This is a genomic window from Methylovorus sp. MP688, assembly GCF_000183115.1.
In the GTDB taxonomy this organism is placed as follows: Bacteria; Pseudomonadota; Gammaproteobacteria; order Burkholderiales; family Methylophilaceae; genus Methylovorus; species Methylovorus glucosotrophus.
This window is the reverse complement of record NC_014733.1, coordinates 1,615,613-1,630,513: the sequence shown is the minus strand read 5'-3', so window position 1 is coordinate 1,630,513 and position 14,901 is coordinate 1,615,613. Positions and strand designations below refer to the sequence as shown.

Below are 14,901 nucleotides of genomic sequence, written 5' to 3'. Positions count from 1 at the left end.
ATCGATAAGCTAGCCGGTGATCATGCCGGCGCCGACCGTGTTATTGGTCGACTCATCAATCACGATAAAGGCCCCAGTAGCGCGATTGCGGCTATAGGGATCCACCATCAGTGGCTGTGCCAGGCGGAAGCTGATGCGCGCGATATCGTTCATGGCCAGCCCCTGGGTTGGCAACTCTTCCAGAGTATTCACATCCACCTTGTAGGCGATCTCGCCGACCTTGGCCTTGGATTCGCGCGTGGTGTGGCGAATGATATAGGTGCGGGCAGCCGAGAGCGGGGTTTCCGACAGCCAGCAGACAAAGGCGTCAATCTGCTTGACCGGCTCAGGTGCTGCGCCAGTTTTTACGATCATGTCACCGCGGGAAATATCAATTTCATCTTCCAGCAGCAGGGTCACGGATTGCTCAGTAATGGCGGTTGGCAGCTGCTCTACACCCAGCTGAATTGCTTTTACTGTAGAAGTCTGACCGGAAGGCAGGGCGGTGACGGCATCACCCACGGCAATTTCACCGGATTCTACCTTGCCCATGAAGCCGCGGAAGTCATGCAATTCAGGATCATCCGAGGCATGCGGGCGGCAGACAAACTGCACAGGGAAGCGGAAATCTTCTGATTGTTCCGAATGCGCAGCAGGCACGGATTCGAGCAAGTCGATCAAGGTAGGGCCGGTATACCAGTCCAGGCCTTCGCCGCGGTCCACAATCATGTCGCCGTTGAGTGCGGAAAGCGGGATGAAGGTGATGTCGTGGCCAGCACGTTGCAAGCCGATCTGCTCGGCAAATGCCAGATAATCAGCGCGGATACGGTCAAACACGGCCTGGTCATAATCCACCAGATCCATTTTGTTCACCGCGACCACAATGTGTGGAATGCCCACCAGATGCGCCAGGTAGGAGTGGCGACGGGTTTGCGTCAGCACGCCTTTGCGGGCATCGATCAGGATGATGGCAAGATTGGCCGTAGAAGCGGCAGTCACCATATTGCGGGTGTATTGCTCGTGACCGGGGGCGTCGGCAATGATGTATTTGCGGGTGCCGGTGCTGAAGTAGCGGTAGGCCACGTCAATGGTAATGCCTTGCTCGCGCTCAGCTTGCAGGCCGTCGGTCAGCAGCGAAAGGTCAACCGCGCCCATGCCGCGTTTCTTCGAGGTTTTTTCCATCTGGGTCAGCGTGTCGGCCAGAATGGTTTTGGTGTCGAACAGCAGGCGACCAATCAGGGTGCTTTTGCCGTCATCTACACTGCCGCATGTCATGAAGCGCAGCAAGGAGTCGTTATGTTGTGGTGTTGTCATGATGTCTACCGTCATTAATTCAGTGATCCGCTAACCAGCCCATATCGGGGCAGTCTCTTGGGAATAGCGCAGGCCATTGCCGCCAGCCTAGAAGTAACCTTCCTTTTTGCGCTGCTCCATCGAGGCATCCGATGTCTGGTCATCCAGGCGGGTGGCGCCGCGTTCGGTGATCGTGGTGGTGGCGGTTTCCAGCACAATCTTGGAAACGTCGTCAGCATCACTGATCACGGGGGCCGTGCAGGTAATGTCGCCCACGGTTCTGAAACGCACCTGCATGTTGATCACCTCTTCGCCAGCCTTGGGCTGGTTGATGACTTCGCCGGTGGTCAATGGCACATTGACCGGGAAAATGGAGCCATTGCGCATGACCACGTCACGCTGATGCGCAAAGTAGATGCTGGGCAGCTGCAGTTGCTCGCGTTCGATGTATTGCCAGACATCCATTTCGGTCCAGTTTGAAATGGGGAAGGCACGGATGTTTTCACCCTTGTGACTGCGGGCGTTGTACAGATTCCACAATTCGGGACGCTGGTTCTTGGGATCCCATTGGCCGAACTCATCACGGAAACTCATGATGCGTTCCTTGGCACGCGCTTTTTCCTCGTCGCGACGGGCGCCGCCAATGCAGCAATCAAACCCGAACTCTTCAATGGCTTCCAGTAGCGTCACCGATTGATGCTTGTTGCGGGATTCATCTTCCGATTTCAGCACCACGGTGCCGCGCTTCATGGAGTCTTCCACCGAGCGCACGATCAGGCGTTCGCCCAGTTCGGCAGCGCGCTGGTCACGGAAATTGATGACTTCCTGGTAATTGTGGCCAGTATCAATATGCATGAGCGGGAAAGGGAAGCGACCTGGGCGGAAGGCTTTTTCGGCCAGGCGCAAAATGCACAGCGAATCCTTGCCGCCGGAGAACAACAGCACCGGGTTGGAGCATTGCCCGGCAACTTCGCGCAGGATATGAATGGCTTCGGATTCCAGCCAGTCCAGATGACTCAGGGTTTTCTTGTTCAAGTTTGACATAGTAGTTTCAGTAAGAATTATTTCTTGACGTGCAGGCCGCATTCCTTGGAGGTCGGGTCTTCCCACCACCAGCGGCCAGCGCGGACATCTTCACCCAGGGCAACCGAGCGCGTGCAGGGTGCGCAACCGATGCTGGGATAAAACTGGTCATGCAGCTTGTTATAAGGCACCTCATGCAGGCGGATATAGGCCCACACTTCTTTTTCGGTCCAGTCGGTCAGCGGGTTGAATTTTTCCAGCTTGTTGCCAGCATCAAATTCACGCAGTGGCAGATCGGTGCGGGTGGCAGATTGCTGCGCACGCATGCCGGTGATCCATGCTTTTTTGCCTTGCAGCGCGCGGCCCAGCGGCTCTACCTTGCGCATATGGCAGCAGGCTTTGCGCAGCTCGATAGATTCGTAAAAGGCATTCATGCCATTGGTTTGCACGTAACGCTCTACGGTTTCAAAACGCGGAAACAGGATCCTGAGCCTGGTGGCGTAAGTGCTTTCCACTTCGGCAATCAGGTCATAGGTTTCAACCGGCAGGCGGCCGGTATCCAGCGAGAAAATCTCGATAGGCAAATGCTCGCGCAGAATGATGTCGGTCAACACCATGTCTTCGGCGCCCATGCTGTTGGCAAAGGTGACTTCGTGCTGGTCACCAAACTCGGCCACGATCTGCTGCAGTTGGCCAAGCAGTGCGGCACGCTTGGCAGCTACCGTGGCAGTCAGCTCGTCGGTCAATGCAGGGCGAGTAGCGGGGTTGCTGGCCGCGACGCGCAGCACGGAAAACTCACCGCCGCTCATGGCTGCGAAGCCGGTTGCCGACTGAGGCGACGCCATACCGGCTGCTTGTCGTCCACGGCGCCCTGGTAAGGCTGGCTGAAGTCTTTCAGGCTGGCCAGGGCATCTTCTGCCGAACGGTCAGCGCGAATCAGGTAGCTGTCAAAACCACAACGCTTGAGGAAGAACAGCTGGTCGCGCAGCACATCGCCAAATGCGCGCAGGGTGTTTTTGTAGCCATGACGGGTGCGCAGCAGATTGCCAATGGAGAAAATGCGGCCATCGGCAAAGCGCTCTACGTGCACGGCAATCAGCGGCAACTGGTTGATATCGTCAAATGCGCTGACCAGGTCTGCCAGCACTTCGTGCGTATCCAGCCAGATGGCCAGCTCACCTGCGGCCAGGCGTGATTCCAGCTCGCCACGGCGGGCGATCCACAAGGAGAGCGGAACCAGTATCTTGCCGGTGGCAGGGATGACGGTGGCGGCAATCTGCTCTTCGCTGTAGGTTTTTTCGCCAGTCAGCTTGAACAGCACCACTTTGCCTGCCTGCTTGCGCACGGTTTCTTCGCCCAGCACGGGCAGTTTGACCAGATTCCATTCGTCTTCAACGATGGAGGTGCCGAGGATGAGATTAGACATGAGCGGCCTCCTTCTTGGCATAAACATGGGCTTTGAACGGGGCCACGCCGATACGGCGCACGGTATCGATAAAGCGTTCTTCTTCTGTACGCTCTTGCAGATAGACGTCAATCAGGCGCTGTACGACGCCAGGCATCTCTTCGGCTGCAAACGATGGCCCAATTACGGTGCCAATGCTGGCGTCATTGCCCTGTTTGCCGCCGATGGTGACCTGATACCATTCGGAGCCATCCTTATCTACGCCCAGAATGCCGATGTGACCGATATGGTGGTGACCGCATGCGTTCATGCATCCCGAGATATTGAGCTCGATATCGCCGATATCGTGCAGATAATCCAGATTATCAAACTGCTGCTGAATGGCTTCTGCAATCGGAATGCTCTTGGCATTGGCCAGCGAGCAAAAATCGCCGCCTGGGCAGCAAATGATATCGGTCAGCAGGCCGATGTTAGGCGTGGCCAGGCCAGCAGCGCGGGCTTGCTCCCAGATGCTGAACAAGTCGGACAGCTTGACGTCGGCCAGAATCAGGTTTTGCTCATGCGATACACGCAATTCACCAAAACTGTATTTCTCTGCCAGATCGGCCACCACATGCATCTGCTCGGATGTGGCATCGCCTGGCGCGCGGCCATGCGGTTTCAGCGAAAGGGTTACCGCACGGTAGCCTGCTTGCTGATGTCCGTGCACGCTGCGCTTAACCCAGGCAGCAAAGGCCGGGTTGCTGGCAATCGCGCTATCAAACGAAGCATCATGCGCAGGCAGGGTGTCGTATGGCATCTTGGTGAAATACTGTGCCACACGCTGCAATTCGGCTTCGGTAATGGTGTTGGGGCTGTCTTTCAGGTAGGCCCATTCGGCCTCTACCTGCTTGCGGAACTCATCAATGCCCAGTGCCTTCACCAGAATCTTGATACGTGCCTTGTAGGCGTTATCGCGACGACCATGCAGGTTGTAGACGCGGATGATGGCTTCGCAATAGGTCAACACATGTTGCCATTCCAGATGCTCACGGATCACCGAACCCAGAATAGGGGTACGGCCCAGGCCGCCGCCCACCCAAACCTTGATCGCCATCTTGTTTTCGCTGTCGCGATAGAACTCGAGGCCGATATCGTGCGCCTGCACGATCGCGCGATCCTGCTTGGTGCCGGATACTGCAATCTTGAACTTGCGTGGCAAGAGGGCGAATTCGGGGTGGAACGTGCTCCATTGGCGCATGATTTCCGCCACGGCACGTGGATCGATGATTTCATCGGGGGCAATGCCAGCGAACTGATCGGTGGTGATATTGCGGATGCAATTGCCGGAGGTTTGAATCGCATGCATCTGTACGGTCGCCAGTTCGGCCAGGATGTCCGGCACGTCTTCCAGCTTGGGCCAGTTCAGTTGCAGGTTCTGGCGGGTGCTGAAGTGGCCATAGCCACGGTCGTAGCGCGCTGCGATATCGGCCAGCTTGTGCAGTTGGCGTGAGGAAAGCATGCCGTAAGGCACGGCAATACGCAGCATGGGTGCGTGGCGCTGAATGTAGAGGCCATTCTGCAGGCGTAGCGGACGAAACTCTTCATCAGTGAGTTCACCGGCTAAGTAGCGGCGCGTCTGGTCGCGATACTGCGCAACACGTTCGTCTACGATGGCTTGGTCAATTTCGTCGTATTTATACATGGATACGGCTTGCCTTTATGCTAAAACAAATTTTAAACCGATAATCAGCAACAGCGTTGCCAATACTGGGCGTAATACTTTTTCCGGGATACGCGCGCTAATGTGGCTGCCTATCCAGATACCCGGCAGCGAGCCAATCAACAGGCTGCCCAGCAGGGTGAAATCTACATGGCCCAACGACCAATGGCCGATGCCGGCAACGGCAGTCAGCGGAATGGCATGTGCTAGGTCGGTTCCCACGACCTTGAGGGTGCTCATCTTGGGGAACAGGAACAAGATGGCGATGGTGCCCAAGGCGCCAGCGCCTACCGATGACAGTGTCACCAGCACCCCCAGAATGGCGCCCGTCAGGATGGTCGCCGGAATCTGCATTTCCTTGAAACGGCCAGTGCTGACGACGACATCTTCAATCTCGCGCGTATGCTGGCGCATCAATACGCTTCTGATCAGCAGCGCACAGGCGGTAAGGATCAACGCAATACCCAGCGAGTAGGTAATCAGGCCGGTGGTTTCCTTGCCTATCGACATTAGATGCTTGATCACATAAATGGTGCCTATCGCAAAAGGCAGGCTGCCCATGGATAGCCAGCTCACCACTTTCCAGTCGACTGATTTATGTGTGCCATGATGCACCCATACACCACCGGTTTTGGTGATCGCTGCAAATAACAAATCCGTACCCACGGCGACTGCAGGTTTAAAGCCAAACAAAAAAACCAGCAGTGGTGTCATCAGGGAGCCGCCACCTACGCCAGTAATACCTACCAGCAAACCTACGGCAAATCCTGAGGCGATGTAACCAAAATCCATAGAGTCAATTCGTTATTTTGTATAGGGTTTTTCAAAAAGCATTTTTTCTGAAAAAGCTTTTTATTTTATCAGTAAATCTAGCGGTATTCATAATATGTTATTCTATGAATATCTGATTTGGTTATAAGGTTGGAGCAGGATACGTCATGAAGCTTCATCAATTGCGCTATGTACATGAGGTTGCCAAGCAGGGGATGAATATATCCCAGGCGGCAGAAACCTTGCACACTTCACAGCCAGGTGTCAGCAAGCAAATTCAACTGCTGGAAGAAGAGCTCCAACTGCAGATATTTCTGCGTAATGGCAAGCGCTTGGTCGGCGTGACTGAACCGGGCAAGATTATACTGGACTTGGCCGACCGCGTCATGCGCGAGATGAACAACATCAAGCGAGTAGGCGAAGACTTTACCCAGAAACAAGCCGGTACCTTGGTCATAGCCACGACGCACACGCAGGCGCGCTATCGTCTGCCGGTAGCGGTAAAAGCCTTTACCGAGCAATATCCCGATGTGAAACTCACCATTCATCAGGGCAATCCCTCCCAGGTGGCCGAGCAGGTAGCCAGTGGCGAGGCGGATATCGGGATTGCCACCGAGGCGATCAGCAAGGAAGAAAAGCTGGTTGCCCTGCCTTGCTACGACTGGAACCGTTGCGTTGTCGTCCCTCATGGACATCCTCTGCTAACGGATACACCGCTTACCCTCAAGAAAATCGCCCAGTATCCCCTGATCACCTACGATTTTGGTGTGACCGGCGGCTCGGTGGTCAGCCATGTCTTCGAGAAAGAAAACCTGACACCGAATGTCGTGCTCACCGCGATTGATGCTGATGTGATCAAAACCTATGTGGGGCTGGGCATGGGCATAGGCCTGATGGCGAGCATGGCGTACGACAAGGATCGCGATAGTGGGCTGGCGATGCTGGATGCCAGCCATTTATTCCCCGTCAGCACTACCTACCTTGGCTTTAGACGCGATACTTTCCTGCGAGGCTATATTTATGGCTTTATCCAATTGCTGGCGCCACATCTGGACAAAAAAACCGTCAATGCAGCCATTCAGTCTGCCAATCCTGCGACCTAGTGTCGTGAATGGTCTGCGCCTGATTCTGCAGGCTGCGCTGTTGGGATTGCTGTGGAGCAACGCGCTGGCAAACGCTGCCAGCGCCATGCCGCCTGTGGACCCCGATAATGCGATTTATGAAGTCCCCGTTGAGCCCGGCGTCAGCTATGACGATGTGGTGACCAGCCTCAAGGTGGTGTCGGAAGGCGAGAACTTTGTGAATCCCGCCAATTTTCCCATTGGTGAGCACATGAAGAAACGCGGTCAGGATCCGCATGGTGTGCTGGAAGTGCGTGCATTCTGCAATCTTGGCCTGGGCGCCGAGATCATGCTGGACCATCCCGAGTTTGTTGTATTCGCCCCTTGCCGTATTGCCCTGTATGAAAAAGCCGGAAAGCTGTTTCTGGGCCTGGACCGGCCGACCTTCGATTTGAAAAACATCAAGAATCCGACCCCGCGTGCTCAAGATGCCGCACGCGAACTGGAAGCCACCCTGATAAAAATCATTGATAAAGCCCGCAAGGGTGATATTTGAACGAGGAATTCATGAGCACATCGATGCTGATAGCGAAAAGCGAAGAGTTTATTTACCTGCTGCCGCGCATGGCAAACCGCCATGGCTTGATTGCCGGAGCCACAGGGACAGGTAAAACTGTGACCTTACAGAGCCTGGCGGAAGGCTTTTCGCGGCTGGGTGTCCCCGTATTCATGGCGGATGTGAAGGGTGACCTCTCGGGCATGGCTTATGCCGGTGGGAATAACCCGAAAGTGCAGGCGCGTGTTGAGCAGCTTGGCCTGGAGAACTTTGCCCTGGCGGCATGTCCGGTAACCTTCTGGGATGTATTTGGCACCAAGGGCCACCCGATACGTACCACCGTTGCCGAGATGGGGCCTTTGCTGCTGTCGCGCATGATGAACCTCAATGAGGTGCAAAGTGGCGTATTGACCGCCATCTTCAAGATTGCCGACGACCAAGGCTGGCTCTTGCTGGATCTGAAAGACCTGCGTGCCATGATCCAGCACACCTCGGAGCATGCCGCTGAATACACCGCGCAATATGGCAATATCTCCACCGCCAGTGTGGGTGCCATTCAGCGTGCGCTACTGCAGCTTGAGCATGAAGGGGCTGACCAGCTGTTCGGGGAGCCTGCGCTTAATCTCGATGATTTCATGCAGACGGATGCCCAAGGGCGCGGAGTCATCAATATCCTGGCTGCCGACACCCTCTACAACTCGCCGCGTGTCTATGCCACCTTGCTGCTGTGGCTGCTGTCCGAGCTGTTTGAAAAGCTGCCGGAAGTGGGCGACCTGGATAAGCCCAAGCTGGTGTTTTTCTTTGATGAAGCACATTTGTTATTCAATGAAGCCCCCAGTGCGCTGATGTACAAGATCGAGCAGGTCGTGCGACTGATACGTTCCAAAGGCGTGGGCGTATATTTTGTCAGCCAGAACCCGCTGGATATCCCGGATGTGGTGCTGGGGCAACTAGGTAACCGTGTGCAGCATGCGCTGCGCGCCTTTACACCGCGCGATCAAAAAGCGGTCAAGGCCGCCGCTGAAACATTCCGCGCCAATCCCGGGGTGGATGTTTCCCGCGTGATTACCGAGCTGGGTGTGGGCGAGGCTCTGATTTCCCTGCTGGATGAAAAGGGCAGCCCGGCGCCTGTGGAGCGCGCTTTTATTTGCCCGCCCGGCAGTCGCATTGGGCCTGCTACCGATGCCGAGCGCGACGCCATTATCAAGGCCTCGGTCTTGTATGGACACTACGAAAAAAGCGTGGACCGGCTATCTGCATATGAAGTCTTGAAGGGCAGGGCCGCAGCCTCTGAAGAAACACCCAAGGAGGCGGATAGTGGTGGTTTTGACTGGGGCACTTTGTTTGGTGGAGATGCGCCAGCGTCTGGCAAGAAACCATCCGGGCGGCAGCCTGACGGCATCTTGGAAACCGTGACCAAAACTGCTGCCCGCACCATAGGTGCCGAGCTGGGCCGTCAGATCATCCGCGGGGTGCTGGGCTCATTGCTGGGCAATAAACGCAAATAAGCCAGATGCAACCGGGCTGGTTGGCTTAGTTGGCGCGGCCGCCCATAGGGCTGACAGTTGCGCCTCCAGGTTGCGTATTCCCCTGCGTGTAGGGGAAGCCGAAGCCCGGCCTGTATAAATTGCGTGTGCGCTGCGTATAAGTGGGGTCTACATCTGAACTGCCGCATGCGGCTTCTACCGCGCTGATCTGTTTATCCAGCACTTCCGGGTCTCCTGCCGCGCTATCGCTTGCTTCATAAGCCGCCTGCAGGCTTTTGCGCGCGGCGATACATTCGCTGGATGTGCTTTTGTCAGCCACTTGGGCCTTGCCGCTATCGGTGTTGCGCAATTTGGCTTGCCGGATCAGTTCACGTTGCTCTGCCGTAATCGCCAGCCGTTCTGCCTTGGCGATATCGTTAGCCGCCAGGGCTGCCTTTACTGCATCGTCCAGTTGCTGCACATAGCGATTCTTGTCGGTACTGGCAGCACCTTCTTGCGCAGGCGCCGGGTCAGCTTGAATATCCAGCTTGGTTTGCCCGGCTTTGGAAGCGCAGGGGGTATCCGAATACACCACGCCCTGACTGGTTTCGCATTTATAAACCTGCGCCATGGCTGGCGTCGCTATGGCCAGCAGAGCCAGGCTGAATAAGCATGCGGCATTTTTCATCAATACGATTCTTCCCATTTGGTTTTGTTATGACCGCCGCAGAGTGCGATAATTCGCCCGCAGGCAGCCACTGCCACTTCATTTTTAGATCAGGCATTTTGATTTGCAAAGAATTTTAACATCGGCCCACGCCGAGCAGACCATTAATAAATCGCGCTTCATTGCGGCAGTCGATTATTGCGAAAACGAGCGCGCCGTTGCGGCTGCGTTGCGCAAACTGGCATCGCAGCATCAGGGCGCCTCCCATCTGGCGTATGCCTTTCGCCTGAAAACCGAGCAAGGCATTGTGCAACGCTTCAGCGATGCCGGTGAGCCTTCAGGCACGGCGGGCAAGCCTATTCTGCAGTTCCTCGAAGGGCGCGATCTCATCAATGTCTGCGTGGGCGTGATTCGGTATTACGGCGGTATCAATCTGGGGACTGGTGGCCTGGCCCGTGCTTATGGCGGCACCGCCAAGATGGCGCTGGAAGCCGCGCGTACCGGGCCCTATGTCGAAATGCGACAGTATCGCCTGCAGCTCAGCTACAACAAGCTGGATCAGTTTGTACGGGAGTTGCAGCAACGGCATGGCGAGGTGCGGGACAAACAGTTTGGTGAATATGTGCAGCTTGAGATTTCGCTGCCATTGTCGGAAGAGGATTGGCTGATCGGGCGTTACGGCACGCCCTGATTATGCTGCGACAAGACATTGCCAGGGGTGTAGACCGCCTGGCAATGCGCGATTGCTGAGTTATTGTGGGGTCGTTGCGGCGGCTTGCGGCTCGGCAACAAAAATTTCTACACGGCGATTCTTGGCCCGATTGGCATCGCTGTTGTTTTCTACCAGCGGCTCATGTGAACCACGGCCTTCTGTGGTGAAACGGCTCGAGGCCACGCCCCGCGTCACCAGGTAATCGCGTGCATGGTTAGCGCGGTTGAGTGACAGAGGGTTATTCACCGCATCCGTGCCTGTATTGTCGGTATGGCCGACAATCGTCACCTTGGTAGCAGGGTTGGCGACCAGACTCTGGGCAAAACTATCCAGCACTGGACGGAAGTTGGGCTTGATATCCGACTTGCCGCTATCAAATGAAATATCGCTTGGGATATCCAGCTTCAGGCGATTATCGGCGGTCTGGCTCACTTGTACGCCCGTCCCAGCTGTGGCTTGCTCCATCTGTTGTTTCTGCTCTTCCATGCGGCGTGACCATACATTGCCGCCAATCGCACCTGCACCTGCGCCTACGGCCGCACCAATGGCAGCTCCTTTGCTACCGCCTGCCAGTGCACCCACCACCGCCCCGACTCCGGCTCCTATGCCTGCGCCTTTTGCTGTGCCTTTCTGGGTTTCGGTCATGTTGGCACAGCCGGACATCGTTAATGCCAGCAATAGAGAGGAGGTAATCAGGGGAGACTTCATGGTGTTGTTCTTTCTCGGGTTAAGGATATGTATTGGGCAGATGAGCTTGAGCGAAGTTCTGCCGGAGTGGATAAATTAAAAGCGGGTGCCGGCAATAAAAAACCCGACATCAGCAAGCTGTGTCGGGTTTTAGGGTCTGTCAGTGTTATTTGAAGACGAGGATCTCACCTTTGCCGTCATTGGCAATATCGCCCGCGTAACGTTGCACACGGTTGCGATTAACGGCGGCGAACTTGGTGGGCAGGTCACGGAAGGATTTGAACATCAGGCTCAGGAAGGGCAGGGTATGCGAACCGCAATCCTGAATGGTGGCATGCAGTTTGGGCGCATTGTTGAGCAGCACTGTGCCGCGACGCATGCCATAAGCCAGATACTCGCCAGTGCTGCCCATGACGCCGATGGTGCCCGCGATCATGCGCGACGCGCAGTAGCTGCCGACATTGCCTTCGATCAGCACCAGGCCGCGGCGCATCTGGTCGCCTGCGCGCTCACCCGCATTGCCGGTAATGATGACGGTGCCGCCTTTCATGCCACGGCGCTCGCCGATAATGGCCGAGGCCAGGAAGTCGCCAACATTGCCATGCACATGCAACAAGCCACCCGCCATGCCGCTGGCAGCAAAGTCGCCCGCATTGCCATGCAAGACGATCTCGCCCTTGCGCAGCTTGAACGCCAGATAGGAGCCGACATTGCCGTGCACGGTAATGCGACCGCTACGCATGCCATGCCCGATGTAGTCCAGGCGGTCGGTGGCATTTTTAATGACGATATCGGTGGCATCGTCACCGGAAATATCAAACAGGGCGTCAACACGGGGTTGCTCATGGCCGCTGGGCAGTTCGATCGCGGCGATGTCTGCCAGCGATTTGCCAGCCAGCGCATCCGGCGTCAGCGCGCTCAGGTCGACGCGTTGTTGCGGGGCCGTTTTCAGGGTAAAGGTAAGAGCGCTCATGCGTAGTCTCCGCTCATGATTTCGCGTAGTTTGAAGAGGAATGGCCCCAGCTTGCCACCGTAATTACCGGCAGAAATGCGCTTGATGCCATTGGCGGCACCCAGCTCACAGGCTGCGGCGATCCCTACCTTCATAGCCTTGTTGATGTCGTCGGCGGTCAGGCCGTCAATCACGATTTCCATCACCGACTCGATTTCCGGTGAAAGCTCGGTCTTGGTAATGCCTTTCAGCGTCGGGCAGAAAGCGTCGTTGGTGGAGGCAATCAGCGTCTTGTACTTGGAACCGACCTTGGAGCCTGAGCGCACCACGCCACCAGGGAAAGGCATGATGACGTTCGGGATTTTTTTCATGGCTTCAATCGCCGCTTCACAGGCGGCCAGGGCCTGTGGTTGCGATTCGGCCAGAATCAGGAAGTTGCCACCGCCCACGGCACGTACCATGCCGGTGGTTTCTTCGGTCATGAATTCACCATCCATCACTGGCACGCGCCAGTAGCGTTTGCCGCCAAAGACCTTGGAGGTCTGGAAGCCATCGCCAAAGAAGCGCAGGTTTTTGCCGAGATTGATGCGGTCGCCGCCTTCCAGGCCGGAGAATGCCGCCGCCGTGGGGCAGGTCAGTACACATTGCCCCATGCGGGTTTCCAGCTGCTTCATCAGCACGGCGCTCCCCATGGCAAACATCAGGACGGAGACGCCTGGGCGGCCATCCGGCGTTTCTTCCGGTGTCAGCTCGCGCTCAATGCCGGCTTCCACGCCACATGCAATCACCGAGGTGGCAAAACCGGTCATGGCTTGCGCGGCGTTGTATGCCCATTTCAGATTCTGGGCGGTGATGATGACGCGAGTGCCGCGCATGCCGAAGGCTTCGGCAAAGGTATCGTCTATCGATACTCCATTGATAATCATGCAGTTTTCTCCCGTCTGCCCTTGCATTCCTGAACGATGACACGACTATGGCCGCCTTCGCTGATTTCATCGGCCGACACTTTGAAGTGTTCCATATTCATGGTGTGGTAAGTGTCGAAATACTTTTTCAGGTCTTTTTCGATACCGGCACGATCAAATTCCGGCTTCACTGTGTGCGTGCTGCCCCAGGTGACCTTGACTACTTCACCATTGCGCACCACCAGTTCGCCATCCTTGAACACATAGTCTGGCTTGGCAAACATGGCTTCGCGGTCGGGGTTGTCGGTGTAGACGGTAATGTCGGCACCGGCACCCACGCCCAGATGGCCGCGATCATGCAGGCCGACCAGGCGCGCAGCGCCGGCACGGGTCATGATGGCGATTTCATACAGGCTGTATTCGCGCTCAATGCTGTTCAGGGTGCTCATGGCCTGCGCATCCAGGTTCAGCTTGGTGAACATGTCATTGCGGAAGCTCTTGTCCATCAGCAGCTTGATCAAATGTGGATAGCTGGTAAACGGCGCGCCATTCGGGTGGTCGGTCGTCAGGAAAATGCGCCATGGATCTTCGGTCAGCAGGAAAATTTCCAGGCCGATTGCCCATTGCAGGGCATTCACGAAGTTCTGATCCTTGTATTTGAATGGCACTACCCCGCAGCCTGCATCGCACTCGATGTCCATGATCACCGACTTCTTGGGGCTGGCATGGCTGGCATTGGCAAACTGGCGCATATTGTCGCCAGAGGCGGTGACGGTCTGACCAAACAGAATCTGGCCGACGTCAGCAGAGACATTCTTGTGCTTGTTCAGTGCTTCAGCAATCGCGGCCGCGCCGGACGAAAACTTGCGATCGCCTTCGGTGCCGTAGCTGTGGAACTGGATGTGCGTAAGGTGCACCGGGAAGCCTTCTACTGCGCCCATGGTCTTGAGCGTGGTTTCGACGTTGCCCGGTACGCCCAGGTTGTTGCCATGCACATGCAGTGGGTGAGGCACGCCCAGCTCATGCACGGCGCGGCTCAGTGCCTTCAGCACTTCACGCGGGGAGATCTGATAGTGGGCATGCTGCTCATCCAGATCCAGCGCACGCTGATTGAACTTGAAGGCGCTGATGCCGCCGGGATTCACGACCTTGATGCCAATCGCCTGGCTGGCGTGCATGATCCACGCCACGTAATCGTTGATGGCATTCTGATCCTGTTTGGCCGCCAGCATTCGCAGGAAGAAGTCATCACTGCCTATCATGGCGTAGCCGCCCTTGTCGATGATGGGCGTGTCACACATTTCAAGGTGGGACTGACGTGCATTGACTGGTAGCAGGGCGGGCTCGAAACCGGCGGTGTAGCCCATTTCGGCATAACGATAGCCGGTGGTCAGGGTGGAAGGTGCCGCATGGCCACAGCCTGAGCGGCAGAATTCGGTATGCACGGTGGGGTCAATACGGTGATCTTCGGGCAACATGGTGCGGGCGATATTCACCTTGCCGCCGCCGATGTGCGTATGCATGTCAATGGCGCCTGCCATGACCACCTTGCCGCGCAAATCGTATTCCTGACTCACGGGTTCGCCATCTCTTGGGCGTTCCACAATGCGGCCGTCACGCACATAAATGTCCATGACCTTGCCATCAATCTGATGTGCGGGGTCGTAGACCGTGCCTCCGGTAAGTTTAATCAACATAGCGTATTCCTTAAGTCAGATGCGG

Annotated in this window: 15 protein-coding genes; 4 read left to right on the top strand and 11 right to left on the bottom strand. The window is 56.3% G+C overall.

Annotated elements, in window-relative coordinates; translation table 11 throughout:
* Positions 1-9: 9 nt before the first annotated feature.
* From cysN to MPQ_RS07785, 6 genes are all read right to left on the bottom strand, one after another.
* Positions 10-1,308 carry a sulfate adenylyltransferase subunit CysN gene (gene cysN, locus MPQ_RS07810; protein ID WP_013442363.1) on the bottom strand — a complete coding sequence of 433 codons (1,299 nt, stop codon included), beginning with the start codon at positions 1,306-1,308 and terminating at the stop codon, positions 10-12.
* Positions 1,309-1,380: 72 nt separating this feature from the next.
* Complete coding sequence (cysD, locus tag MPQ_RS07805; RefSeq protein WP_013442362.1) at positions 1,381-2,316, bottom strand: sulfate adenylyltransferase subunit CysD; 936 nt, start codon at positions 2,314-2,316, stop codon at positions 1,381-1,383.
* Between the two features lie 17 nt (positions 2,317-2,333).
* A complete protein-coding gene (locus tag MPQ_RS07800; RefSeq protein WP_041362181.1) occupies positions 2,334-3,104 on the bottom strand; it encodes a phosphoadenylyl-sulfate reductase in 771 nt (256 codons plus the stop codon).
* Complete coding sequence (locus MPQ_RS07795; protein WP_013442360.1) at positions 3,101-3,721, bottom strand: DUF934 domain-containing protein; 621 nt, start codon at positions 3,719-3,721, stop codon at positions 3,101-3,103. The genes MPQ_RS07800 and MPQ_RS07795 overlap by 4 nt, the downstream gene beginning before the upstream one ends.
* Positions 3,714-5,384 (bottom strand): nitrite/sulfite reductase, encoded by a 1,671-nt coding sequence (locus MPQ_RS07790; protein ID WP_013442359.1) that lies wholly within the window; start codon positions 5,382-5,384, stop codon positions 3,714-3,716. Before MPQ_RS07790 ends, MPQ_RS07795 begins: the two co-directional genes overlap by 8 nt.
* 15 nt (positions 5,385-5,399) lie before the next feature.
* Positions 5,400-6,194, bottom strand: a complete 795-nt coding sequence (locus tag MPQ_RS07785) for a sulfite exporter TauE/SafE family protein (protein WP_013442358.1) — start codon at positions 6,192-6,194, stop codon at positions 5,400-5,402.
* A gap of 146 nt (positions 6,195-6,340) precedes the next feature.
* On the opposite strand from MPQ_RS07785, the gene MPQ_RS07780 reads away from it, so the two are divergent.
* The 3 genes from MPQ_RS07780 to MPQ_RS07770 are packed head-to-tail and all read left to right on the top strand — an operon-like array spanning position 6,341 to position 9,298.
* Entirely contained in the window at positions 6,341-7,276 is a 936-nt protein-coding gene (locus tag MPQ_RS07780; RefSeq protein WP_013442357.1) for a CysB family HTH-type transcriptional regulator, read from the top strand.
* Complete coding sequence (locus MPQ_RS07775; RefSeq protein ID WP_049821889.1) at positions 7,242-7,790, top strand: DUF302 domain-containing protein; 549 nt, start codon at positions 7,242-7,244, stop codon at positions 7,788-7,790. Before MPQ_RS07780 ends, MPQ_RS07775 begins: the two co-directional genes overlap by 35 nt.
* Before the next feature lie 11 nt (positions 7,791-7,801).
* Positions 7,802-9,298 carry a helicase HerA-like domain-containing protein gene (locus tag MPQ_RS07770; protein WP_015830193.1) on the top strand — a complete coding sequence of 499 codons (1,497 nt, stop codon included), beginning with the start codon at positions 7,802-7,804 and terminating at the stop codon, positions 9,296-9,298.
* 25 nt (positions 9,299-9,323) lie between these two features.
* Here the strand turns inward: MPQ_RS07770 and MPQ_RS07765 are convergent, their stop codons facing one another.
* Positions 9,324-9,944, bottom strand: a complete 621-nt coding sequence (locus MPQ_RS07765) for a DUF4124 domain-containing protein (RefSeq protein WP_013442354.1) — start codon at positions 9,942-9,944, stop codon at positions 9,324-9,326.
* Positions 9,945-10,047: 103 nt separating this feature from the next.
* Here MPQ_RS07765 and MPQ_RS07760 point away from each other — a divergent pair, with 103 nt between their 5' ends.
* Positions 10,048-10,614: a YigZ family protein gene (locus tag MPQ_RS07760; RefSeq protein WP_013442353.1), complete on the top strand. Its 567-nt coding sequence runs from the start codon at positions 10,048-10,050 to the stop codon at positions 10,612-10,614.
* Between the two features lie 60 nt (positions 10,615-10,674).
* Here MPQ_RS07760 and MPQ_RS07755 read toward each other — a convergent pair whose 3' ends face one another.
* From MPQ_RS07755 to MPQ_RS07740, 4 genes are all read right to left on the bottom strand, one after another.
* Positions 10,675-11,343, bottom strand: coding sequence for an OmpA family protein (locus MPQ_RS07755; RefSeq protein ID WP_013442352.1), 669 nt, complete (start codon positions 11,341-11,343; stop codon positions 10,675-10,677).
* 145 nt (positions 11,344-11,488) lie between these two features.
* On the bottom strand, positions 11,489-12,295 hold the full coding sequence (locus MPQ_RS07750; RefSeq protein ID WP_013442350.1) for a formylmethanofuran dehydrogenase subunit C: 807 nt from the start codon (positions 12,293-12,295) through the stop codon (positions 11,489-11,491).
* Complete coding sequence (fhcD, locus tag MPQ_RS07745; protein ID WP_013442349.1) at positions 12,292-13,200, bottom strand: formylmethanofuran--tetrahydromethanopterin N-formyltransferase; 909 nt, start codon at positions 13,198-13,200, stop codon at positions 12,292-12,294. The genes MPQ_RS07750 and fhcD overlap by 4 nt, the downstream gene beginning before the upstream one ends.
* Entirely contained in the window at positions 13,197-14,876 is a 1,680-nt protein-coding gene (locus MPQ_RS07740; RefSeq protein WP_013442348.1) for a formylmethanofuran dehydrogenase subunit A, read from the bottom strand. Before MPQ_RS07740 ends, fhcD begins: the two co-directional genes overlap by 4 nt.
* Between the last annotated feature and the right edge of the window lie 25 nt (positions 14,877-14,901).